This window comes from uncultured Treponema sp. (assembly GCF_945873775.1).
Classification (GTDB): domain Bacteria; phylum Spirochaetota; class Spirochaetia; order Treponematales; family Treponemataceae; genus Treponema_D.
This window is the reverse complement of the sequence record NZ_CAMCEC010000003.1, coordinates 104,276-128,767: the sequence shown is the minus strand read 5'-3', so window position 1 is coordinate 128,767 and position 24,492 is coordinate 104,276. Positions and strand designations below refer to the sequence as shown.

Here is a 24,492-nt window from a genome sequence, read left to right as displayed (position 1 = left end):
CCAGCCAGGGAATTTTGCATGTAAAAAAATGTAAGGCTAACACACAAGTTCAAGTCCATCGTAGGCAGGTCCTACATAAAATCCGTTTTCTGCGTTTTTTTTCAGCAGAGGAAACTTCCACAAAATTCTTTTTACATAATCTTCTATTTGAACGTGGCTCATGTTATGCGTTATATGAGTCAAATAAACGTTTCGCGGATTCATTTTTTGCGCCACCTCAAGTGCCTGTTCAAATGAAAAATGTGTCGAATGAGGTTCCAGCCGCAATCCGTCGATTACAAGATGCTCAAGAATTCCTGAGTTGTTTTTTACAAGCTCAATTGAATTTTCCGGCACAAAGCTGCAATCCGTAAGGTAAGCGATGCTGTGCTTTTTTCCGTCCTGCCCTTTCTCGCTGAACAAAAGCCCCAGGTCATCTAAATGTCCGTGCTTGAGCATTACAGGCAGAATTTCAATTCCGTTTATAAAAAGCGGATTTTTTTCGCTGATATTTTCCGCGCTCATAATCTGAATCTTGGGCTTTCCGCCGCCCTCTTTCATCGGAGTAAAAATGTAGTCGAATCTGTGCCGAATATCATGCTCCGCGTGAGTTGTCGTGTAAATTCTAAGACCTTCTCCTTCAGTTTCCTTGTTGTCAGGATGCGCCGGGTCAAGAGCCTTTGTATGGCTAAAAACGCGCAAGTCGTCAATTCCATGAAGATGATCCGCATGGCTATGAGTTATAAAAACCGCATCAATTTTGTTAATTTTATATTTCAACGCCTGAATTCTAAATTCCGGCCCGACATCCACAAGAATATTTACAGGACTTTCAAGAAACGCGCTGCATCTTAGCCGGTTATCCCTCGGATCACTTGAACGGCACACATTGCATCCGCATCCAATCACAGGGATTCCGTGGCTTGTTCCAGTGCCAGTAAGAATCATTTTCATAAGCACATCATACTTCTTTGAATAGATTTTTGAAATAGCTGCACAATATAAAAAAAACAGAGGCTTCGGCGCTGAATAAAATTCACAACCGAAGCCCCTCAATCTGCGCAAGAGGAATTGACAGTAAAAGGAGACTAAGAACTGACTAAAATGCCCTAAACAGCAAAAACACTCTCCATTGCAGATTTAAGATGTTTTTTGGCGCGGAGTTCAGCCTGGCGCACTGCCTCTTGGCTCAATCCTACAATTCTACCGACTTCACGCAAACTTTTTGAATGCAAGTCATAGTCAAAATTGTAACGATGCCGCAAAACACTCTTTTCTATTCCTGTTAAAGAATCCATAAAAAAATTAACACAGCTTTTAGAATCCTCTCTGATTGCAAGCTCTTCCGGGGAAAACGCTGTGTCCGGGATAATATCGCCTAGCGAAACTGTTTTTCCTTCATCAGCAACTTCAGTATCAAGAGACGCAACTGTATAAGAAGTTTCAAGAACATCATTCAACCTCTCTTCTGAAATTCCTGCAAAAAGCGCAAGTTCCTTGACCGCGGCTTCTCTTCCGTTCTGCTGAAAGAAAATATTCTGAAACTTCTGAATACGTCGCAAAAGAGTTTCCCTATGCACCGGAAGCAAAATCGGAGAACTGTTGGCACTGATGAATTTCATAATGCGCTGTACAATCCATCTGTATGCATAAGTTGAAAATCTTGTTCCAAACGCCGGATCGAATTTCTTGGCAGCAACCATAAGCCCAAGATTTCCTTCCTGAATCAAATCCATAATGCAAAACGCACCTTTGTTGAATCTTCCTGCAACACTTACAACAAGCCTAAGATTGGAATTAACAAGCAGATTGAACGCTTCCTTGTCTCCAGACTTGATTCTTTTTGCAAGCGCGATTTCTTCATCGGCGGAAAGCAGAGGATATTTTTTTAATGAATTCAGGTATCCCTTGGCAACATCAATTTCCATAACAAACTCCATAACTTTTTTTAATCCTATGATATATTAGCATATATTGTGCCAAGTTAAGAAAAGCACAGACAAAAATCAGCATCTTTCTTGAAATCAATGCGTATTTTCTTATAATTTAAGGAAATAAAATCCTAATAAAAATCGGAAAATTTTATTAATTTAAAAAATAAAATATAAAGAAACAAGCAAATTGCAAAAAAGTAGACAGATAAGCAAAAATTATCTGTATAAATTTATATACAGTGTAAAATTGTAGACAGAAAGATGTACATACTTCGACTTAATCAAAGGAGCTGTTATAAACTAATATAAGATTCCCGTATCAAGTACGGGAATGACAAACTCGGTATCACAGAAATGTCAACTAATAAGGAATCAAATTCCTTTTAAAACAAACAAAGTGTTCCTATTACAGCAGGAATGTACGTTTTGTTCAAACAGGAACTGCCTTCCTATTAGAACAGGAATCACTTTCCGCTTAGAACAGGAACTGTTTTCAGATTAAAAACATTAATTGACCATATAAAATCAATTCATTAAACTGTAGAATTATGACACCTATTATTATTAAAGATTTGCTTTCTACAAAACCTGAAAGTCAAAAAGTTACAGTTTGCGGATGGATTCGTTCTGTACGCGATTCAAAAAATCTTGTTTTCATTCAGGTAAATGACGGAAGCTGTTTCGCAAACATTCAGCTTACTTTTGACAGAAATTCACCTTCTCCAAATGCAAATGTAAATAATATAGAAGAAGAATTAAAAAAATTGAATACTGGGGCTTCTGTCCGCGCGGAAGGGCTTCTGATTTCTTCGCCGGCTAGCGGTCAGGCTGTGGAAGTTACTCTTGAAAGCCTAAAATGTCTTGGCACCTGCAATCCGGAAGAATATCCGTTGCAGAAAAACCGGATGTCCATGGAATATCTTCGCACAAACGCTCATCTTCGTGCCAGAACAAATACTTTTGGCGCAGTTTACCGTGTGCGAAACCAGATGGCTTTTGCCGTTCACTCGTTTTTTCAGGAGCGCGGATTCCAGTACATCAACGCACCGGAAATCACTTGCTCTGACTGTGAAGGCGCAGGCGAAATGTTTCAGGTTACAACTCTTTCCATGGAAAAAATTGCTGAGCTTGGCGTAAAAGCCGGCGCAGGTGGAATGAAAATTGAGGACGCGCACAAAATTGTTGACTATTCAAAAGATTTCTTCGGTAAAAAAGCGTCGCTCACTGTTTCCGGTCAGCTTGAAGCAGAAACAATGGCAACAGCATTAAGCCGTGTTTACACTTTTGGACCGACTTTCCGCGCAGAAAATTCAAATACTCCGCGCCACTTGGCAGAATTCTGGATGATTGAGCCGGAAATGGCGTTCTTTGACCTTGATGACGACATGGATATTCAGGAAGATTTTGTAAAATATCTTTTGAACTGGGCTTTAACAAAATGCCGCTCAGACTTGGAGTTTTTTGACAAAAGAATTCAGTCAGGTCTTATTGAAAGCCTTGAAAAAGTCGCAAAAGCAAAGTTCGTGCGAATTTCTTACACAGACGCGATTGCAAAACTTGAGGAAGCAGAAAAGAACGGAGCGAAATTTGAATTCAAGCCGTACTGGGGCTGCGACATTGCAACTGAACATGAACGTTATCTTACAGAAAAGATTTTCGGTTGCCCTGTAATGGTTTTTAACTATCCAAAAGAAATAAAATCTTTCTACATGAAACAGAATGACGACGGAAAAACTGTAAAGGCCGTTGATGTTCTTGTTCCTGGAATTGGTGAACTGATTGGCGGTTCTGAACGCGAAGAAAACTACGAAAAATTGCTGAAAGCGTGCGAGGAACGCAAGATGGATATGTCAAACTATCAGTGGTATCTTGATTTGCGCCGATTCGGTACAGTTCCTCACTCTGGATTTGGTTTGGGCTTTGAACGCCTTATCCGTTACGTTACAGGAATGGAAAATATCCGCGACGTAATTCCTTATCCACGGGCACCAAAACTCGCAGATTTCTAAAAGAATTTTAAGTCAATTGAAAAATTACAGTAGATTGCCGTGTCAAGCACGGCAATGACAAACTTGTCAGCATAGGAATGATAGTTAAAAAACCGTTTTTTCAAAACTCGAAATTGACTAAAAATCAAGCATAGATATGGCAAGTCTGTTTTGTTATTTGCAAAATTCAGCAAGCAGGCTTATAATATCTAGCTAGGACAGAATAAATGGCAGAACAGACAGACTTCGATATGTATGGCAGAAAAATATTCTTCTTGAATCCTGCTTATGCGATAAAAAAAGACATTATAAGCAGCCTGCGGAAAAAAGAATATGAAGTCTACATTATCGAAAGTTTCAGGGACGCAAAAAATCTTCTGCGGAAAAACCCCGGCTCTGTTCTGTTTATAAACATTGATGCGCAGCTTTCAATAGGCGCCTGGTTCAATTTTCTGCGCAGCTTCGACAAGGAAGAAAGCCTCAAGACAATTCAGGCGACCGTCATTTCCGAAAAAATAAAGCCAAATGAAATTGAACTGTTCTCGAAATTTTCAGATTCAGAAAACAGCGTAATTGATTTTTCAGACGGAATAGAAAAAGTTTCCGAGCGAATACAAAATATTCTTACCAAGACAAATGCAAAAGGAAGACGGCAGTATATCCGGGCAAATTTAATGCACGACAAAGACGCCGCTTTATTCTGGAACCACGGAAGCAAAATGCACCAGCTCAAGCTTTTTGACTTAAGTTCCGTTGGAATGGCTGTAAAAATTCCCGCCGGACTTGAAAGCCTCATAATTGCAAAAAACTACATATTGCAGGACGTAACGCTCAGGCTTGGAACAAAGCAGGTTGTAACAGAAGCCGTTATTTTTGCCGTAAAAAAAACAGAGCAAGGAACAATTTGGGTTCTTCTTCTTGCGCCGCAAACTCCTTCAGCTGTAAAAGATGAAATCCGCCAATATGTTTTTAAAACAATTGAAGACAAAATGATTCTTTCCATAAACGAAGAACGCAAGGACGACACTGACTACGCGCAAATGGACTACTACAACTTTGCGGCAAAAACAAAATCCAAGTCCAAGCCTTCAACTTTTTCAAGCCAGCCCGGACACAACTTTTCATGACTTTAGAAAAAAAGCAGCTGAAAAAAATTTCGCTGTTCAGCATTGTGCAGTCGCTTTACTTAAGCTCAAGTTTGTTTTTTTCGAACGACTTGATTTCTTCCGCTTCTGCCTGCGCATTTGGATTTTTGCTTTCAGTTGTTCCAATCAGCATGATTATTTGCGTTGTGCTTCTTAGAGTTCTGCACGCTTCCCCAGAAACTGTTTCCGCGCTAATTTCTTCAAGTCCGTTTTCAAGCCAGATTATAAGCATTGAAGATTCGCTTCCAAAGTCGCTTAAGCTTGTTACAAATTTTGAAGTTGTGATTATTGCGGCTGTAGTCTGGATGTCAAGAAGATTTTTCAGCTCAGTGATTGTAGGACTGAAAAGAATTTTTGGAAAAGATGCAAAGTCGCGTCCTGTAAAAAATATATTTCTTGTTTTCATCGGGGAAGCTCTTTTTGTAATTTTATTTTCGCTGATAATTTTCATAGCAATCAGCTTAAAGACAATCGTGCTTGTTCCAAGGTTCTACGGAATTCTTGAGCCGTTAAATCACATTGCAGATTTGATTTCCAAAACAGCGGCTGGTTTTGTTCCGTTTATAATTTTATTTGCAGCAACGGCGTTCACGTATAAATTCGGAAGCAGAACAAATCCGTCCTGGGGAATAAGCATTTTGTCTTCAGCAGGAACCTGCGCTTCGTTTTGGATTCTTACAAAAGTCTTTCACCTGTTTGTAAACATAAACCGCTACAACCTGGTCTACGGAGTTTTAAGCAACATTATCGTAATGCTCATGGGCGTGTTTTTTTTCTTTATAATTTTTTTCTTTTTTGCTCAGTGGCTTTATGTCTATCAGTTTTTTGAAACGTTGCTTTTGTGCGAGCTTTATCTTCTGCCTGAAAAACAAGACGGAAAATTCTTTTCAAATATAAAACGGTTTCTTTTTATAAATCCGTATTTTCTTCTTAAAAAAGATTCACACGCATTAAATTTCAACGACGGAAATTTTGTTTACAGAAAAAATTCAAAAAGCGAATTCTGTTTTTACATTGCGAGCGGAAGCATTTTGCTTATACACAAAAATGAAGGGCAGGTTTTAAATCAAGGCGCATTTTTTGGCGAAGGCGAATGTCTTTTAAAAAAGCACCGGCAGGAAGACGCAGTTTCAATTGGAAAATCAAAAGTCATAAAAATCCATTACTCCGTGTTCCAAAAGCTCATAGAAAAAAATCCAAAAATCGGAGTAAAGGCGCTTAGTCAAATAAGAAAATATTCTAAGAGAACGTTTTCAGCCATAGAATAAAATTCCTTTTAACTTGGCTAAAAATTGGATATGAGGTATAATTATATTTCATGGAACGTTTAAAAATTGTTGTTTTAGATTTTGGAAGCCAGTATGCCCACCTTATTGCAAAAAGATTCCGCATGATGGGTTATTATTCAGAAATCGCCTTGCCTTCCGCCGGGCTTGAAACATTCAAAAATGCAAAAGGAATTGTGCTTAGCGGAGGTCCGTCCAGTATCTATGATAAAAATGCTCCTGAATTCAATTCTGAAATTCTTAAGCTTGATATTCCAATCCTCGGTCTTTGCTACGGACATTATGTAGTTCAAACCGGCTACAACGGAAAAGCACAGAAAGCCTTGGTCGGGGAATTTGGATTTGCAACTTTAGAACTGAATAAAAATATAAACTGTCCGCTGTTTGAAGAAATTGAAAGTCCGCAGCAAGTTTGGATGAGCCATCAGGACGCTGTTGTAAAACCAGGAGACGGATTTGAAACTGTCGGCTCTACAAAGGACTGCGAATTCGCCGCGCTTCAGAATCTTGAAAAAAAACGATTCAGCCTTCAGTTCCACTGCGAAGTAAAAGACACTCCTTGCGGAAATAAAATTCTTGAAAACTTTGCAAAGTTCTGCGGAATGGAAAAAAACTGGGATCAGGACACAGTTCTGAACCACATAATCGATTCAATAAGAAATCAGGCAAACGATAAAAATGTCCTTCTCTTTTTAAGCGGCGGAGTTGATTCTACTGTAGCGTTCGCACTTTTAAACAAAGCTTTGGGACAGGAAAGAGTTATGGGACTTCATATAGACAACGGCTTTATGCGCAAGAATGAAAGCAAGAAAGTTGAAGAGGCATACAAAAGCCACGGATTTTCAAATTTCATTGTCGAAGACGCAAGCAAAAGTTTCTTAAAGGCTGTAGAAAATCTTACCGACCCGCAGAAAAAAAGAATGGCGATTGGTGAAAATTTTATTACAGTGCGCAATGAAGTTGTGGCAAAGCAGAAACTTGATGAGGACAAATGGCTTTTGGCGCAGGGAACTTTGTATCCGGACATCATTGAAAGCGGCGGAACAAAAAATTCAAATGTAATAAAAACTCATCATAACCGCGTAGACGGAATACAAAAGCTAATTGAAAAAGGCTTGATTATTGAGCCTCTAAAAGATTTGTACAAAGATGAAGTTCGCGCGATTGGAAAAAAACTTGGACTTGAAGATGAGCTTGTAATGCGCCATCCTTTCCCAGGACCTGGATTAAGCATCAATGTGCTTTGCTCCAACGGAACAATGCCGGAAAATGATAAAGAAGAATTTAAAAAAGCTCAGGAAGAAATTTCAAAAGTCCAGCTTGAAATGTTCTGCGCAAAATGTTCTGCGAATCTTGAAAAATACATTCTGCCTGTAAAGTCCGTAGGTGTTCAAGGAGACTTCCGCACTTACAGATTTCCGTCTGTAATCAGTTTTGCAAAAATGGAAAACGGCTTTTATCATCTTCCAAAAAAATGGGAAAAACTTGAAGCCGCATCAAGCCAGATTACAAACAGCGCGTCATTTATAAACAGAACGATAATCCGCTTGTGGCAAAATCCTTCGGTAAAAGATGAAGACTTAAAGCTTCAGGAAGGCTACTGCACAAAAGAGCGGCTTGACCAGACAAGAGATGCCGACGACATAGTTCTTACGGCTCTTCACAAAAGCGGATGGTACAATAAAATTTTCCAGCATCTTACAATCAACTTGCCTTATGCTTCATCAAAGAAAAGATGCAGTTTTGTTTTGCGCCCGCTTTGTTCAGAAGACGTAATGACAGCAAGGTTCGCACAGCTTCCGCAGGATCTTCTTATGGACATTGTGCAGGAAATTTCCAAGCTGCCTTATGTTGACGCAATATTTTTTGATCTTACAAACAAGCCGCCTGCAACTTTCGGCTGGGAATAAATTTTTAATGCTGTTAAAGACTTGTAAAAGTTTTTTTCAGCACTTTCAATTAAAAAATGTAAAGGAATTTTATGCTTGAACTTTCTGAATATAAAACTATTTTGGACACAATCCCGGCTGCGGTTATTATTGCAGTTCCAGTAAAGCAAGATGAACAAATAACGGACTTTTCAATTGTCTATGTAAATGAATGTTTTAGAAACCTTACAAAAAATTTTATAAAAGAAGGCGTTCTGTTTTCAAGCTTCAAGGAAAAAATCAGCCAAGACATCAGCTGGTTTGACATGGCAGTTGAAACTATAAAAACAAAAAAAACAATTGAAGAAACTTTTTACTCTCATAATTTTTCTATATGGATTCAGCTTGTGGCAAAATGCGTGCCGGGCGATTACGTTGCGGTTTCGCTTACAAATGTTTCGCAGGCAAAAGAATACGAGTCCGCATTGAGCGAACAAAACAAAAAACTTGAGGAAGTAACAAGCCAGTTAAAATCAAGCAGACTGAATTTGGATTCGCAGTTAAAAAACATCCAGCAGTTGAACGAGCAGCTTTTGTTTGCGGCATACCACGATTCTCTCACAGACCTTTACAACCGCGCATGGCTTTCTACAATGATGAAAGTTCAGATAAAAGAAGCGACTGAAAAAAATGAAAAGTTTGGAATTCTTTTGTTTGACATTGACAACATGAAAGACATCAATGACTCAAGAGGACACAACGCAGGCGATGAGCTTTTAAAGCAAGTTGCGACAATCCTCAAACTCATGGAATCAAAAACAGTTACAGCGACAAGGTTCGGCGGAGATGAATTTGTGCTTTTATACAAAAACATAAAAGACCGCGATGAAGCTATAGAAATTTCAAAGAAAGCCCTTCGATTTTTAAATGCAGAAGGAATTGGAATTTCAGGCGGAATTTCAATCTTTCCAGACGATTCAAAAAAAACCGAAGACCTTTTAAAGTTCGCTGACATGGCAAAAATCGAAGCAAAGAAAAACGGCAAAAACAACGTTGCCTGTTTCCATTCGCTCATGCAGGAAAAATTCCTAAGCAAGCTGAATATCGAAACAAAAATGTCAAAGGCAATGGCAAGCAGAAATTTTCAGCTTTATTACCAGCCGCAATTTGACGCAAAGACAAAAGAACTGCGCGGATTTGAAGCGCTCCTTAGATGGTACGACAGCGACTTGGGCTGGATAAGTCCTGAGCAGTTCATTCCGCTCGCAGAGGAAACTCATCTTGTTGTTCCGCTCGGAGACTGGGTTATGACAACTGCGCTCGCAACAATAAAAGAATGGGAAATGAAATTCAGCTTCAACGGAATAATGTCTGTGAATGTTTCTCCAGTTCAGTTTGTTCAAGAAGATTTTATTGAAAAGCTGTTTAAGAAAATTGAAAAATCCGGAATAGACAAAAAGCATCTTGAAATTGAAATTACAGAAGGCGTTCTTATTGACAACGTGGAAGACACAATATCCAAACTGAACAAAATAAGAGAGCAAGGTGTGGGACTTTCTCTCGATGACTTTGGAACAGGATATTCTTCTTTAAGATATTTGCAGCTTCTGCCGCTTACAACTTTAAAGATTGACAAGTCGTTTGTTTCAAACATTGCGGCAAAAGACGGATTTGAAGCGAACCTTACGGAAAGCATTATTTCGCTTGTTTCAAAAATGGGATTAAACACAATTGCTGAAGGCGTTGAAAATGAAGAGCAGCTGAAAATGATTCAGAAATTCAACTGCCGCACAATTCAAGGATTTCTGCTGGGAAAGCCAATGCCAAAAGAGCAATGCGAAAAACTTCTTGTAGAAAACCTGAGCAAAACTAGCAATTAGAATTTTTAATGCTTGTTGTTTCCATCGGGAATTCTATATTCAAGATATTTTACTCTGCCCTGCTCCACTGCCAGCTTGATTTGTTTTTCCCGCGGACTTAGCTTGCTCTGACCGGACTTTACTTCTATAAAATAAATTTCTTTTATATCGCCACCTTCTGCGCTCCCAGGAAAAGCAACAAAATCGATTGGCTTGCCTACAAAACGCACATCGCCCGGATTGCATGGAAAGCCAGGCAAAAATGGAGCGAGCTGCTCGCTGAACTGTCCGCCCAAAACCGCGCGACTTCTGTTCACGGCATCTTTTCTTTGCTTTTTAAATTCTGAAGAATTCTTTAGCTTTTGTATAAGACTGCCTAAAACAAATCCAATCAGCATCATGCAAATCATTGCAACACAAAAAATAAATTTTCCGTTTAAAAGTTCTTGCACTGTTGAAATTTCCATGATTCAATTTTATCATATCAGCATGAAAAGAAAAATCTTATTGATTTCAGTTTTGCTAATTTTTGCATCTTTATTTTTTGCGCAGGAAAATTCGGAAGGCGTAAAATTTGAATTTAAATATCAAAAAGGCGACCGCTACAGAATTCTTTCAACAGTTGACGAAGACATTTTTGTAAATCACCGCAAAAGCCATCACTCAATAATCATAAACAGAGTTTCCGCGGAAATTACAGACGTAACAAAAGATGGACAAGGAATTCACGATTGCATTTTTATGACAACAGAAGATTCCACAGGAACTTACACAGGCGCAAAATTTTCTTACGGCGAAGATTACAAAAGCATTTTTAAAAGAAGCAAAAACGGAACTTACACAATTGCAGATGAATATTTTATGCCGACCGTGCGCGATGTTCCGATTTTTCCAGACAAAGAAATTGTGCCGGGAGAAAAATGGACTGCAAAAGGACACGAAGCCCACGACTTAAGAAAAGGATTTGGAATTGAAAAGCCGTACAAAGTTCCTTTCAACGCTGAGTACACTTACGAAGGACGCGATGAAAATTCCGGGCTTTATAAAATAAGAGTCCGCTACACGATGTACATGGAAAATCCTCCGATTCAAAATTACGAGCTTAATGATTATCCAGTTACAACTCGTGGATTCAGCGACGAGACAATTTTTTGGGACAATGAAAAAGGCGCGATTGATCACTATTCAGAGTCATTCAAAATTTTTATAGAAACTGCCGCCGGAAACATTTTTGAATTCAGAGGAACAGCCCATGCGGAAGTTACAGAATTCGCAAGGACAAATACAACTGAAAATATTTCTTCCGTGCAGAAAAAAATAAAAGAACTTGGACTTGAAAATGTTACCGTAAAGCCAGATGAAAAAGGACTTACAATCGCAATAGAAAATATTCAGTTTGAGCCGGACAGCGCAGTTCTTTTGGAAAGTGAAAAACTTAAAATTCAGCAGATTGCAAAAATTCTTGAAAACTGGCCGGACAACGATATTTTAGTTACAGGGCACACAGCTCTTGCTGGAACAGAAAAAATGCGGAAAATCCTAAGCGAAGAAAGAGCAAGCGCAGTGGCAGAATATTTAATCGGACTGAATGTGCGGGACAGATTCCACGTGTTCACTCAAGGCTTTGGAGCGGAACGTCCAGTCGCAACCAACAGAACCGAAGAAGGCAAAGCAAGAAACCGCCGCGTTGAAATCACAATCATGGATAAATAGTTCAGTGGAAATTTTTAAAGCAAAAGTCTGTTGACCAATATTTCTTTTCCAATTAGACTTATAGGAATTATGGACTTTGGCTTTATTCATCAAGTGATTCCTCTGTACGAAAAAGCTGCGATTCTAACTTTAAAAGCTGGACTTGCAGGAGTTGTTCTTTCGATTGCGCTTGGACTTTTTTGCGCCGTAATCCGCTATTGGAAAATTCCTGTTGCAAAAGAAATTGTAAAAGCGTACACAGAACTTTCACGGAACACGCCATTGTTAATCCAATTGTTTTTTTTATATTTCGCTTTTCCAAAAATGGGAATAAAACTTTCTTCTGAGCAATGCGGAATTATCGGCTTGACTTTTTTAGGCGGAAGCTACATGGCAGAAACATTCAGAAGCTCCCTTGAAACAGTCGGAAGAGTTCAACTTGAATCAGGAAGATGCATTGGGCTTACAGAATTTCAGATTGTGCGCTTTGTAATTCTTCCGCAGGCATTTTCAGTTTCAATACCGGGAATTTGCGCAAACACAATGTTCCTTATAAAAGAAACTTCAATGTTCAGTGCAGTCGCCCTCGCAGATCTTATGTACATTGCAAAGGATTTAATCGGGCTTTACTACAAAACAGAAGAAGCGCTTTTTCTTTTGGTGATTTCATATTTTATTTTGCTTTTGCCAATAACAATTTTAAGTTCATTTGCAGAAAGGAAGCTCCGCTATGCACAGTTCGGAAATGCTTGATTCAATTACAAATTCATTCAGCGTAATTTTCATGGGGAAAAATTTTCTGCGTCTTTTGCAGGGACTTCTTGTTACAATTGAAATTGCGGCAGTTTCCGTAGTTTTTTCAATTATACTTGGCTTCTTGCTTGGCGCGCTTATGACTGTAAAAATAAAACCGCTTCAGATTGCCTGCAAAATTTATCTTGAGTTTATGCGCATTATGCCTCAGCTTGTTTTGCTTTTTCTGGCGTACTTCGGACTTACGCGGGCATTCGGAATTTCAATCAGCGGAGAGGCGGCATCTGTTCTTGTATTCACGCTTTGGGGAACGGCGGAAATGGGAGACCTTGTAAGAGGCGCGCTTGAAAGCATTCCGCGTCATCAATACGAAAGCGCAAAATCAATCGGACTTAACGAAAAGCAGATTTACATTTACGTAATTATTCCACAGACTTTGCGCCGGCTTATTCCGCTTGCCATGAACTTAATAACAAGAATGATAAAGACAACTTCAATTGTAGTTTTTGTCGGTGTAATCGAAGTTGTAAAAATCGGTCAGCAAATAATTGACGCAAGCCGGCTTACAGTTCCCACAGCCGCAATCGCAGTCTACGCTGTTATTTTTTTCATGTACTTTATAGTCTGCTGGCCGCTTTCAATTCTTGCAGGAAAACTTGAAAAACGTCAAAAAGACAATTAAAACTTTGGAGTAAAAAAATGAGCTTGCTAGAAATAAAAGACATAAAAAAAGAATTTCCAAAAGTCGGAGGAATTCTAAATGGAGTTTCGCTTGAAGTTGAGCGCGGAGAAGTCGTAGTAATTTTAGGACCTTCCGGCTGCGGAAAAAGCACGCTCTTAAGATGCATAAACGGACTTGAAGAAATTCAGCAAGGCGAAATTCTTTTGGACGGCGAAATAATCAGCAATAGAAAAAAGAATATGCATTTAATCCGCCAAAAAATCGGAATGGTTTTTCAAAGCTACGATTTGTTTCCGCATTTAACTGTTGAAAAAAATATTTTGCTTGGACCTGTAAAAGCGCAGGGAAGAAATTCTGATGACGTAAAAAAAGAAGCAGAACTTTGGCTTGAAAGAGTCGGACTTCTTGAAAAAAAAGATTCATATCCAAGAGAACTTTCCGGCGGACAAAAACAGAGAGTTGCAATTGTACGCGCGCTTTGCATGCATCCAGAAGTTCTTTTGTTTGATGAAGTTACAGCTGCTCTTGACCCGGAAATGGTGCGGGAAGTTTTGGACGTAATGGTAAACCTTGCAAAAGAAGGGCGCACAATGGTAATTGTAACCCATCAGCTTGAATTTGCCCGTGCAGTTGCGGACAGAATTGTTTTCATTGATGAAGGAAAAATTGTAGAAATATCAAAGCCGGAACAGTTTTTCAACAATCCAAAAACTGAACGCGCTAGAAAATTCCTAAAAGCCTTTATGTTTGACAAAGTAAAAAATAATTGAAATTGCGCTTGACATTTTCCTATCAAACAAGTATGTTTATTCTATCTTAAACAAAAGAGGTAGAACTATGAAAACAAAAAACGGAACTATTCTTGCCGCCGGAATTGCAGCAATCCTTGCTTTATTTTCAGCCTGCACAAAAGAAAATAAAACTTCCGCAAGAACTGTTGAGCAGATAAAGAAAAGCGGAGAAATAAAAATAGCAGTTTTCAGCGACAAAAAGCCTTTTGGATATGTTGATGAATACGGCGAGTACCAAGGATACGATGTTTACTTTGGCAACCGCATCGCAAAAGATCTTGGCGTAAAAGTAAAGTACGTTCCAGTTGAAGCCGCAAGCCGCGTTGAATTTCTTGTTACAGGAAAAGTTGACATTGTTCTTGCAAACTTTACAGTAACTCCAGAACGTGCAGAAAAAGTTGACTTTGCGCTTCCTTACATGAAGGTTGCGCTTGGAGTTGTTTCCCCGGAATCAGCTCTCGTTACAAAGCCTGAAGACTTGATTGGAAAAAAACTTATAATCAGCAAAGGAACTACAGCTGAAACTTATTTTACAAAAAATTATCCAGAAGTTGAGCTTTTAAAATTCGACCAGTATGCAGAAGCCTACGCCGCCCTGCTTGACGGAAGAGGAGCCGGAATGTCAACAGACAACACAGAAGTTCTTGCCTGGGCTTTGGAAAATCCTGGATACAAAGTTGGAATTGAAAGTCTTGGTGAACTTGACACAATCGCTGCCGCAGTTCAAAAAGGAAACTCAAGCCTTCTTGAATGGCTAAACAATGAAATCGTAGAACTCGGAAAAGAAAACTTTTTCCATGCTGACTATGAAGCGACTCTTCGTTCAACTTATGGAGCAGATTCTGACGCAGACGCTCTTGTAGTTGAAGGCGGAAAACTTTAATAAAAAACAAAAAGGAAACTAAAAAGAGATTGCTTTTTACAAGCAGTCTCTTTTTTTTAATGAAAATTATGTGGTTAATTTTTGCAATCTTATCTTCTGTATTTGCCGCGCTAACTTCAATTCTTGCAAAAATAGGAATTGACGGCGTAAACTCAAATCTTGCAACAGCAATAAGAACTGCGGTTGTTCTTGCAATGTCTTGGCTCATGGTGTTTGTAACAAGCGCGCAATCTGGCATTTCCGAAATAAACAAAAGAAGCTGGATATTTTTAATTCTTTCTGGGCTTGCAACGGGAGCTTCCTGGCTATGCTATTATAAGGCGCTGCAAATCGGTGAAGCTTCAAAAGTTGTTCCAATCGACAAAATGAGTGTTGTGCTTACATTAATTCTTGCGTTTGTTTTTTTGCATGAACAGTTCACGGCAAGAACATTGGCAGGAATGGCTCTTTTGACGGCTGGAACAATTCTTATGATAAAATAAATTTCAAAATTCTTTCAGTCGTTCTGGCAATGTATAAAAGTCAGTTCGTGCTTATTATAATTCAAATGCAAAACTTTACTGTCTGGAATTTCTTCAAACTTTGAAATCAGATTCCAGTCAGCTTTTCCCTGCATTTTTATTGTGCAAATCATCTTTTTAGTTTTTCCGCTTTCAAGCCACATTTTTATCCATTCAAGAAGACGTTCAGGGTAGCAAATCACGTCGCTGAAAACCCAGTCAAATTCTCCAAGAGATTCAGGCTTCAATGTAAAAGCATCATGCGCCAAAAATTCCACAAGCGGATTTTTCATTAAAGACGGAACAAGCTCGCTTCTGTCAACTGCAAAAACTTTTGCGCCTAAATTCACAAGAACGTAAGTCCAGCCGCCGGGACACGCTCCAGCTTCAAAGCACCTTGAAGAAGCAGAAGGAAGTCCGCAGCCAAAAATGCTGTCTGCAACAGAAAGGCTTTCCTGAATTTTTAAATACGCACGGCTTGGAGGATTTTCGTGATCTTCTATAAATGAAATTTTTCCTGCAGGAAGCGGACTGGAAGTTTTTGCGGAAGCAATCATCTCGCATTTATCAAGCAAACAGAAAAGTCCAATTTCTGATGCAGGAAGTTTTACAGGAAAATTTTTAGGCTTGAAATTTATATACGGAAGTTTTTCCTGAATCAATGCGGCTCTTCTAAAACAAGTTGAACTGCATGAAGCCCAGGAACGTTGAATTTTTTTCAGTTCAACAGCGGCTTCTCCAATTGAATCAAATTTCAAAATGAAAGGCTCAAGCATTGCGCTTCTGCAAAAGTAAGGAACTTTAAAAGCTCCGTCAGAATTTTTTGCGCTGTAGTCAGGAATGTAAAGAAGTTCCCCGTAAGAAATAGCATTTTCCATAGAAACAGAAAAACGTTCTTTTAGCTCGTCCTTTAAAATTCCATCCATTTCTGGAAAAGGAATAAACGCCGCGCCTGAAATTTTTTCTATTGAAATGCTCATTCTACAAATTCCGCTTCTGGAGAAATAATCATATCGGCAAGATCAGGATTTTCCTCGGAATTTTCCTGAAGGCTGTTTATAAAGGAAGCCAATACAGGAGAATCCGGAGAACGCAAAATCTTAAATCCAATTTCAGTTTCACTTTCGTCTTCGTTTTTCCATTTTGGAACACAGACAAATTCTAGCGGACGTGAAAAATCCTGCCGTGAAAAAGTTATAAATACAGTATATTCATCTTCCGCATCTACAAAGACAGGATTTGGAAAATGCGCACTGAATCCAGACATGCTTATATCTTCAAGGACTCCGGGCAAGGCGCAGATACGTTCACAATCAATACGCCCAATTTCATTAAAACGCTCTTCCCCTCTGAGCTCCTTTTTCATATCAGTTCATAACCTCTTCGCTGAGTTTCATAATCATGTCGTAAATCGGTTTTCCGCCTGGAACCATAGGGAGAACCATTTCGTCAATGTCAACTTCAGCATCGATTACTGCCGGCTTTTTTGCGTCAAAAGCTTCCTTGAAAACTTTTTCAAATTCCTTTGCATTGCTCGCCTTGTAGCCTTTAATTCCGTAAGCATCAGCAAGTTTGCACCAGTTCGGTCCAAAGTCAAGAGTTGTCTGGCTGAATCTTTTTCCGTAGAAAAGACGTTGCCACATTCTTACATTTCCAAGCGCGTGGTTGTTCACAACAATAATTACAATCGGAAGATTATAATGCTGAATTGTCGCAAGCTCATTGCAGTTCATGCGGAACGAGCCATCGCCTGCAATATGCACAACGCGATTATTTTTGTCCGCAAACTGAACTCCCATTGCAGCTCCAGTTCCAAATCCCATTGTTCCCAATCCGCCGGAAGTTATAAAAGTTCTAGGCTTTGTGAACGGATAAAACTGAGCTGTCCACATTTGATGCTGACCAACTTCAGTTGTGATAAATGTATTTTCACCTGCAATTTTGTTTATACATTCGCAGATAAATTTTGGATTTATGGAATGCTCTGGCTTTTTGTCGTAGCATTCAGGATATTCTTTTTTCCATGCCTGAATTTGATCAATCCATTCCTTGCGTTCTTTTTTTTCAACGGAAGGAATAAGGCGGCTAAGGATTTGCTTTAAATCTCCAACAAGCGATGTGTAAGCCGGAATATTTTTATTAATTTCCGCAGGGTCAATATCAATATGGACAACTTTTGCATTCTGCGCAAATTTAGAAGAATCCAAAATAACACGGTCGCTGAATCTTGAGCCAAGAGAAATCAAAAGGTCGCACTCTGTAACGCCCATGTTGCTTGCTTTTGTTCCGTGCATTCCAATCATCCAAGTGCATAGCGGATGATTTGCCGGGAACGATGAGCGGGCCATAAGACTTTCACTTACAGGAATATTTGCTTTTTCCGCAAGCTCAAGAAGTTCTTTTTCTGCGCCGCTTATTCCAATTCCGCCGCCAGCATAAATAAAAGGGCGTTCTGAATTATTTATCAGCTCTGCAACTTTTTTTATATTTTCTTCTGAAGGAATATTTATTTCAGCGATTCTTTTTAAATTTGAATGATTTTCTATGAGAATACCGTTTCTTTCATTTTCTTTTGAAAGCGGCTCAAATTCAACTTCCGCAGCAGTAACATCTTTTAAAATATCAATCAGAACAGGGCCAGGACGACCGGTCTTTGCAATAAAAAATGCCTCGCGGATAGTCTTTGCCAAATCCTTTACATCGCGAACCATGAAGTTTTGCTTTGTAATCGGCATAGTCACGCCTGTAATGTCAATTTCCTGAAACGTATCTTTTCCCAAAAGATTGTTTGGAACATTGCAAGTAATTGCAACAATCGGACTTGAATCCATATATGCAGTTGCAATTCCTGTAACAAGATTTGTAGCACCCGGACCGCTTGTTGCCATGCACACTCCAACTTTTCCAGTTGCACGCGCATATCCATCCGCAGCATGAGCAGCACCTTGTTCATGCGCAGTCAATATATGATTTATTCTGCCTGAATTTTTATAAAGAGCATCATAAATGTTAAGAATGTTTCCGCCTGGATAACCGAAAACAGTATCAACTCCCTGCTCTATAAGACATTCTATAACAACTTGTGAACCTGTAATTTTCATTTCTTAATATTCCTTTTATTTTTTTATTTACTGAAAAATCGTAGTCTTACGGCAAACTCGCAGAACACTGGTTATTGTAAAATAGCTCCCTTATCCGGTCGTAGCCTACGGCTACTTATCGAGTTTGCTTTCGCAAACTCGCACAATTATTCTACTGTAATATCGCGCCTTTGTCTGCGCTGCTTACCAGCTTAGCGTAGCGGGCAAGATAGCCGGTTTTTACTTTTGGCTCCGGGGCAACCCATTTTGCTTTTCGGGCGGCAAGTTCCTCGTCGCTTACTTCAAGATGGATTTTGTAGTTGTTTATGTCCAAAGTGATTTTGTCGCCTTCTTCAACAAGCGCAATCGGACCGCCAACAGCCGCTTCCGGTGAACAATGTCCCAACGACGCGCCACGTGTAGCTCCGCTGAAACGTCCATCTGTAATGAGCGCAACCTGCTTGTCCAAGCCCTGACCTGCAAGTGCCGCTGTAACCGCAAGCATTTCACGCATTCCAGGACCGCCTTTTGGACCTTCGTAGCGGATTACTACAACATCGCCCGGCTTAATCTTTGACTTTTGAACAGCCTCCATCGCCTCGCTTTCGTCGTTGAACACGCGGGCCGGACCTGTATGGTGCATAAGTTCCGGGGCGCAAGCTGAACGTTTTACAACAGTTCCGTTTGGCGCAAGATTTCCGAACAAAATCGCAATTCCGCCGTTGTCGCTGAACGGATTTTCAATCGGGCGCAGGATTTCAGGATTCCTGTTTTTTACGCCTTTAATATTTTCGGCGATTGTTTTTCCTGTAGCGGTAATCAAAGATGTATTTATAAGATTCTTTTTTGCAAGTTCAGCAAGAACAGCCTGAACACCGCCGGCATCATCAAGCTCGCACATAAAAGTGTGTCCTGCCGGTGCAAGATGGCAAAGGTTCGGAGTTCTTTCTGAAATTTTATTAACTTCGTGCAGGTCAATGTCAATTCCAGCTTCGTGCGCAATCGCAGGAACGTGCAGCATTGTGTTGGAAGAACATCCGAGCGCCATATCCGCTGTAAGCGCATTGCGGAAATTCTCACCTGTCATCATCTGGCGGGCAGTAATTCCTTTCTTATACAAATTCATAACAGCCATACCAGCGTGCTTTGCAAGAGCAATTCGTTCACCGGTAACAGCAGGAATTGTTCCGTTTCCAGGAAGACCAAGTCCCAAAACTTCAGTCAGACAGTTCATTGAGTTTGCAGTGAACATTCCAGAACAAGCGCCGCAACCCGGACAAGCCCTGTGCTCCATTTCCTTAAGCTGCTCCTCAGTGATTTTTCCGACAGCAAGACCGCCGACAGCCTCGAACATATCTGTAAGCGAAAGATTTTTGCCGGAATAAGGATTTGAAGCATCGTTTCCCGGAAGATGCCCCGGCATCATCGGACCGCCGGAAACAAAAACAGTCGGCAAATCAAGACGAGCGGCAGCCATAAGCATTCCCGGAACAATCTTGTCGCAGTTTGGAATCATAACCAGAGCGTCAAACTGATGAGCCTTTGCAACACATTCAACGCTGTCGGCAATAAGCTCGCGTGTAACAAGCGAATATTTCATTCCCTCGTGGCCCATCGCAATTCCGTCGCAAACGCCAATCGCCGGAAATTCAATCGGAGTTCCACCAGCCATCCTGACGCCGGCCTTAACAGCCTCCGCAATCCGATCAAGCTCAATATGCCCCGGAATAAGTTCATTTTTTGCGCAAATAACACCAACCAGCGGCTGATCCAATTCCTCATCAGTGTAGCCGGAAGCATAAAAAAGAGAACGGTGCGGCGCGCGTGCTGTTCCCCTGCAGGCATTGTCAGATTTTTTTGTCATAGTCGAACCTCGGTATAAAAACTTTCTTTAAAAATCAAAAGTTTTAAAATGTATTTTTCTATATAAAAGAGCTTCAAAAGCCAAACGATTTTTGAAACTAATTTCTATTATACAAAAATATACAGATTTGTAAAAGTCAGAGCGTTTTTAAAAGACAAACTGAATTTCAGCGTACGAATTTATCTTCTTCCAAATGCTTCAAGATTTGCAAGTCCTCTTTTAAACTGCGGAATCCTTGCACAAGCTGTTGTATTCAGCGGACTAGTTTCTCCTCGCTTAAGAAAATGATACGCAACGCCGGCAATCATCGCGCCATTGTCTCCGCATAATTTTAAAGGAGGAAAAATGCAGTTTATTTCTTTATGTTCAGCAAGCATTGCCCTAAGCCGTGAATTTGCAGCAACACCTCCGCCTGCAACAACAGTTTTTAGCCCTGTGTCTTCCACCGCCCTAAGCAATCTTGAAACCAAAGTTCTGCAAGCAGTTTCCTGAAAAGACGCCGCGATATTTTCAACTGACTTTTCAAATCCTGAATTTAAAAACATATCAGCCTGATGGATTACGGCAGTTTTTAGTCCGCTGAAAGAAACATCATAACGATGTTCTCCTTTATCAAGTTTTGGAAGAGGAAAACTGAACGCATCTGGATTTCCGTTTTTAGCAAGCCTGTCAATTATAACTCCTCCCGGATAACCCAAGTCATAATATTTTGCAACCTTGTCAAACGCTTCTCCAACGCTGTCATCAATTGTAGTTCCTAAAATTTCCAAGTCGTCAAAGCCATTCACTTTTGAAATAATGCTGTGTCCGCCGGAAACCAAAAGCCCAATGTACGGATAAGGAATGTCATTTTCAAGATGAGCAGCATACATGTGTCCAAGCATGTGGTTTACAGCGATAAAAGGTTTGCCAGAAGCCCATGCCAAAGTTTTTCCAAAAGTAAGTCCAACCAAGAGCGCGCCCATAAGCCCTGGACGATTTGTAGCGGCAATCGCATCAACTTCATCAAGATTCAAATGAGCTTCTTCAAGGCTTTGTCTTACAACTGGAAGAATCCATTCAGCATGCTTGCGGCTTGCAATTTCTGGCACAACGCCTTTATAAATCTGATGAAAAGGAATTTGCGTTGCAACAACATTGCTTAAAATTTTTCTGCCGTCTTCAACAATTGCGCAGGCAGTTTCATCACAAGAAGATTCTATTCCAAGAACTTTCATATATACTCCAATACATTACATTCCAAGTAAAGTTATTTTTGAATCTGCGAAGGAAAAGCGAACTTGTATCCTTTCTGCTTTAAATATGGATACATATCATTTAAAAGCTGCGGAAGAATTTTTGCAGATTTATCAACGTGGCCAATCATTATAACTTTTCCATTTTTATTTGCAATTCCAAGTCCGCGGTAAATTTGAGCAAGCATTTCATCTTTAGAAATTATGTCGTCTATAAAAACATCACGCTCAAGAATTTTCATGTCTCGTTCCAATGCGGCTTGAGGAGCTTTTGTCTGCGCGGAAGTTCTGGAATCCACAAAGAAAATTCCATTGTCAAGAACCGCATCAAGAACCGCACCAATTTTCATAACATCGCAAGTTATAAGAGAACCTTCATGATTGTTAAGACCTTTTATTGGTCCGATTTCCGCAATATTTTCTGAAACCTGTTTATAAACTTCGCTCAAAGACATATCGGGCAAAATCGCGCCTTCACCTGGATTAAGCTTTAAATTCTGGGCTTGCATTGGCTGATGAAGCATAAGTTCCTGTCCCGAATTTCTTACGATAGCTGCACAGTCTTTTGAATGCGCAAGCTTTGGAAGAACCGCAATCGCAATTGGAAAAGGAAGACTTGTGTAAAGCTTTAAATTGTAAGTGTCGTATCCGCCGTCATCAATTATAAAAACAAGCGTCGCTCCATTTTTTGCAGGCGGAATTGAATATTTTTCAATTTTTATTTCTTCAGTTTTTTTTGCAGGCGGATTCACAGAAGCAATTTTAGGTTCTTCTTTTTTTACTTCCGGCTTGGAAATTGGCTGCGGCTTTTTCTCTTCAGTTTTTTTCTCAACTGGAACTTTTTTTACTTCAGGCTGAATCTCAACTGGCTTTTTAACAGTTTCCTTTTTTTCAGGCTGAACCTTTTTCGGCTGGTTTACATTTTCTGAAATTTTATTTTTTTCAGCAGACTTGACTTTTTGTTCCTGATGCAAAACTGGCTGCTCAACATTTGTAGCATTTGGCTGCTTTTCTTTTTTGGGAGATGAAAAAACAAAAGCCATGGAAAGAAAAACTGCGCACAAAAAAATAATCGATGCAGACAAAAGCATAACACTTTTATTGTCAAGAATTATCTTTGGCTTTTTTTTACGAGGAGTTCTTTTTTTTGCAGTTCTTTTCCTGTTTTGTTTTTTTGCAGACATTTTTATCAAGAAATAATTTTAGCAAAACTACAAGTTTGCGTCTGGCACAATCAAATTAAAAATGCGGTCCAAATCTTCAGAAGAAAAATAATTTATAGAAATTGTTCCCTTGCTGAATCCGCCTTTCAACTGAACTTTTGTTCCAAGCCGCTCAATAAGCTTTTGCTCAAGAGCTGCAAGATTCGGATCTTTTTTTTGTTCTGGTTTAAAATCAGTTTTTGCAGCTGAAGGAATTCCGCTTTTCATTTCCTTGGCGATATTTTCAGACTGCCTTACAGAAAGTCCCTGTCCAATTATTTTTCCAAAAAGAATCCGCTTGTCAGAATCATTTTCCAAGCTCAAAATGGCGCGCGCGTGTCCAGAAGAAATTGAATCTGTAACAAGAGCTTTTTGAATATCTTCCGGAAGCTTTAAAAGACGAAGGCAGTTTGCAACAGTAGATCTGTTTTTTCCAACACGCTCCGCAACCTGATCCTGCGTCAAGTTTCCAAGCTCCATCAAATCATAATAAGCCTGGGCTTCTTCCAACGCATTCAAATCTGTACGCTGAATATTTTCTATAAGCGCAACTTCAAGTTTTCTTTGCTCTGAATATTTTCTAAGCTGAACAGGAATTTTTTTAAGGCCTGCGGCTTTGGCTGCGCGGGTACGGCGTTCACCAGCAATGATAAAAAATGTTCCGTCGTTTGCATCTTCTATTATAACTGGCGAAAGAATTCCTTCCTTGCGCACTGACTCTGTAAGCTCAGCAAGTTTTTCATCATCAAAGTAAGTTCGCGGCTGACGAGGATTTGGCTTTAAAAGAGCCGGGTCAACCCAAAGCGTTCCGTTTTCGTCAGAAGAAATTCCAGCCGGAAGATCTAAATTTACAGGAGACGCACTTTCCTTAAGCTGAACTCCATTTTCGGAAACTTCCTCGGACAAATCAGCTTCCTGCATCAAGGCGCCAAGACCTTTTCCCAATCCCTGATGTTTAGCCACGGCTGATTACCTCTTCTGCAAGTCTCTGATAGCTTTTTGCGCCAACACAATTCGGATCATAAATGCAAATCGGCTCGCCATGTGAAGGCGCTTCTGAAAGCCTTACATTGCGCGGAATAATTGTATTGAAAACAACATCTTTGAAATAGCTTTTTACTTGCATAACAACATCTTGCGCAAGACGAGTTCTGGAATCATACATCGTAAAAAATATTCCGCCGATTACAAGATTTTTATTTATGCTTTCCTGAACTTTTTTTACTGTCTGCAAAAGAAGAGTGATTCCTTCAAGCGCAAAATATTCGCACTGCATAGGAACAAGAACAGCATCTGCGGCGGCAAGTCCGTTCAATGTAAGAATTCCAAGGGAAGGCGGACAGTCAATCAGAATGTAATCGTATTTTTCACGGACAGGAGCAAGGGCGTTTTTTAAAAAGTATTCGCGGTTTTCCTGATCTACAAGTTCAATCGCCGCGCCAGACAAATCAATAGACGCGCTTATGACATCAAGATTTTTTACACCAGAATGTTTTATAGTTTCGTCAATAGTGGACTGACCGGCAAGGAGCTCATAAATAGTAGGCTTTTTTTTGCTGACTCCAACGCCACTAGACATATTTCCCTGGCTGTCAAAATCAACAAGCAGAACTTTTTTTCCGCCAACAGCAATATACGCCCCGATATTTATAGCAGATGTAGTCTTGCCAACGCCACCTTTCTGATTAACAAAAACAAATACCTTTCCCATGATTAAACCATTATAGATTATATAGTAATAATTTTCAATT

General features: G+C 39.8%; 22 protein-coding genes. 11 read left to right on the top strand and 11 right to left on the bottom strand.

Going from position 1 to position 24,492, the window contains the following annotated elements:
• Window positions 1–36 precede the first annotated feature (36 nt).
• Both Q0N70_RS02965 and Q0N70_RS02960 read right to left on the bottom strand, forming a co-directional pair.
• Window positions 37–933: an MBL fold metallo-hydrolase gene (locus Q0N70_RS02965; RefSeq protein WP_277079057.1), complete on the bottom strand. Its 897-nt coding sequence runs from the start codon at window positions 931–933 to the stop codon at window positions 37–39.
• A 155-nt stretch (window positions 934–1,088) separates the two neighbouring features.
• The gene (locus Q0N70_RS02960) at window positions 1,089–1,907 is read right to left on the bottom strand and encodes a sigma-70 family RNA polymerase sigma factor (protein ID WP_013702166.1); all 819 of its coding nucleotides are present in this window, start codon (window positions 1,905–1,907) and stop codon (window positions 1,089–1,091) included.
• Window positions 1,908–2,461: 554 nt separating this feature from the next.
• Here Q0N70_RS02960 and asnS point away from each other — a divergent pair.
• The 5 genes from asnS to Q0N70_RS02935 all read left to right on the top strand — a co-directional run bounded on the left by asnS (window position 2,462) and on the right by Q0N70_RS02935 (window position 10,080).
• Entirely contained in the window at window positions 2,462–3,922 is a 1,461-nt protein-coding gene (asnS, locus tag Q0N70_RS02955) for an asparagine--tRNA ligase (protein ID WP_294013653.1), read from the top strand.
• A 206-nt stretch (window positions 3,923–4,128) separates the two neighbouring features.
• The gene (locus Q0N70_RS02950; RefSeq protein ID WP_273465893.1) at window positions 4,129–5,028 is read left to right on the top strand and encodes a hypothetical protein; all 900 of its coding nucleotides are present in this window, start codon (window positions 4,129–4,131) and stop codon (window positions 5,026–5,028) included.
• Window positions 5,025–6,314 carry a YhjD/YihY/BrkB family envelope integrity protein gene (locus Q0N70_RS02945; RefSeq protein ID WP_294013648.1) on the top strand — a complete coding sequence of 430 codons (1,290 nt, stop codon included), beginning with the start codon at window positions 5,025–5,027 and terminating at the stop codon, window positions 6,312–6,314. Before Q0N70_RS02950 ends, Q0N70_RS02945 begins: the two co-directional genes overlap by 4 nt.
• Before the next feature lie 50 nt (window positions 6,315–6,364).
• On the top strand, window positions 6,365–8,242 hold the full coding sequence (gene guaA, locus Q0N70_RS02940) for a glutamine-hydrolyzing GMP synthase (RefSeq protein ID WP_294013645.1): 1,878 nt from the start codon (window positions 6,365–6,367) through the stop codon (window positions 8,240–8,242).
• Between the two features lie 71 nt (window positions 8,243–8,313).
• A complete protein-coding gene (locus Q0N70_RS02935) occupies window positions 8,314–10,080 on the top strand; it encodes a bifunctional diguanylate cyclase/phosphodiesterase (RefSeq protein WP_294013642.1) in 1,767 nt (588 codons plus the stop codon).
• A gap of 5 nt (window positions 10,081–10,085) precedes the next feature.
• On the opposite strand, the gene Q0N70_RS02930 is transcribed toward Q0N70_RS02935, so the two are convergent.
• On the bottom strand, window positions 10,086–10,526 hold the full coding sequence (locus Q0N70_RS02930) for a Holliday junction resolvase-like protein (RefSeq protein WP_273354896.1): 441 nt from the start codon (window positions 10,524–10,526) through the stop codon (window positions 10,086–10,088).
• 22 nt (window positions 10,527–10,548) lie between these two features.
• Here Q0N70_RS02930 and Q0N70_RS02925 point away from each other — a divergent pair, with 22 nt between their 5' ends.
• The 6 genes from Q0N70_RS02925 to Q0N70_RS02900 all read left to right on the top strand — a co-directional run bounded on the left by Q0N70_RS02925 (window position 10,549) and on the right by Q0N70_RS02900 (window position 15,342).
• On the top strand, window positions 10,549–11,772 hold the full coding sequence (locus Q0N70_RS02925) for an OmpA family protein (protein ID WP_294013609.1): 1,224 nt from the start codon (window positions 10,549–10,551) through the stop codon (window positions 11,770–11,772).
• A gap of 69 nt (window positions 11,773–11,841) precedes the next feature.
• Complete coding sequence (locus Q0N70_RS02920) at window positions 11,842–12,504, top strand: amino acid ABC transporter permease (RefSeq protein ID WP_273465898.1); 663 nt, start codon at window positions 11,842–11,844, stop codon at window positions 12,502–12,504.
• Window positions 12,482–13,186, top strand: coding sequence for an amino acid ABC transporter permease (locus Q0N70_RS02915; RefSeq protein WP_273465899.1), 705 nt, complete (start codon window positions 12,482–12,484; stop codon window positions 13,184–13,186). The genes Q0N70_RS02920 and Q0N70_RS02915 overlap by 23 nt, the downstream gene beginning before the upstream one ends.
• Window positions 13,187–13,203: 17 nt before the next feature.
• Window positions 13,204–13,956, top strand: a complete 753-nt coding sequence (locus tag Q0N70_RS02910; RefSeq protein ID WP_273465900.1) for an amino acid ABC transporter ATP-binding protein — start codon at window positions 13,204–13,206, stop codon at window positions 13,954–13,956.
• Window positions 13,957–14,023: 67 nt separating this feature from the next.
• Entirely contained in the window at window positions 14,024–14,860 is an 837-nt protein-coding gene (locus tag Q0N70_RS02905) for a cysteine ABC transporter substrate-binding protein (protein ID WP_273465901.1), read from the top strand.
• A 65-nt stretch (window positions 14,861–14,925) separates the two neighbouring features.
• Entirely contained in the window at window positions 14,926–15,342 is a 417-nt protein-coding gene (locus Q0N70_RS02900; protein WP_273466064.1) for an EamA family transporter, read from the top strand.
• A 14-nt stretch (window positions 15,343–15,356) separates the two neighbouring features.
• On the opposite strand, the gene Q0N70_RS02895 is transcribed toward Q0N70_RS02900, so the two are convergent.
• The 8 genes from Q0N70_RS02895 to Q0N70_RS02860 form a co-directional block, all read right to left on the bottom strand.
• Window positions 15,357–16,340, bottom strand: a complete 984-nt coding sequence (locus Q0N70_RS02895; protein WP_294013601.1) for an SAM-dependent methyltransferase — start codon at window positions 16,338–16,340, stop codon at window positions 15,357–15,359.
• Window positions 16,337–16,726: a PilZ domain-containing protein gene (locus Q0N70_RS02890; RefSeq protein ID WP_273465903.1), complete on the bottom strand. Its 390-nt coding sequence runs from the start codon at window positions 16,724–16,726 to the stop codon at window positions 16,337–16,339. The genes Q0N70_RS02895 and Q0N70_RS02890 overlap by 4 nt, the downstream gene beginning before the upstream one ends.
• A gap of 1 nt (window position 16,727) precedes the next feature.
• Window positions 16,728–18,461 (bottom strand): biosynthetic-type acetolactate synthase large subunit, encoded by a 1,734-nt coding sequence (ilvB, locus tag Q0N70_RS02885; protein ID WP_294013596.1) that lies wholly within the window; start codon window positions 18,459–18,461, stop codon window positions 16,728–16,730.
• 151 nt (window positions 18,462–18,612) lie between these two features.
• Window positions 18,613–20,304: a dihydroxy-acid dehydratase gene (ilvD, locus tag Q0N70_RS02880; RefSeq protein ID WP_294013593.1), complete on the bottom strand. Its 1,692-nt coding sequence runs from the start codon at window positions 20,302–20,304 to the stop codon at window positions 18,613–18,615.
• 179 nt (window positions 20,305–20,483) lie between these two features.
• Window positions 20,484–21,521, bottom strand: coding sequence for a tRNA (adenosine(37)-N6)-threonylcarbamoyltransferase complex transferase subunit TsaD (gene tsaD / locus Q0N70_RS02875; protein ID WP_294013590.1), 1,038 nt, complete (start codon window positions 21,519–21,521; stop codon window positions 20,484–20,486).
• A 32-nt stretch (window positions 21,522–21,553) separates the two neighbouring features.
• Complete coding sequence (locus tag Q0N70_RS02870; protein WP_294013713.1) at window positions 21,554–22,723, bottom strand: divergent polysaccharide deacetylase family protein; 1,170 nt, start codon at window positions 22,721–22,723, stop codon at window positions 21,554–21,556.
• Window positions 22,724–22,750: 27 nt separating this feature from the next.
• Entirely contained in the window at window positions 22,751–23,704 is a 954-nt protein-coding gene (locus Q0N70_RS02865; RefSeq protein ID WP_294013587.1) for a ParB/RepB/Spo0J family partition protein, read from the bottom strand.
• Complete coding sequence (locus Q0N70_RS02860) at window positions 23,697–24,452, bottom strand: ParA family protein (RefSeq protein ID WP_273465909.1); 756 nt, start codon at window positions 24,450–24,452, stop codon at window positions 23,697–23,699. Before Q0N70_RS02860 ends, Q0N70_RS02865 begins: the two co-directional genes overlap by 8 nt.
• Between the last annotated feature and the right edge of the window lie 40 nt (window positions 24,453–24,492).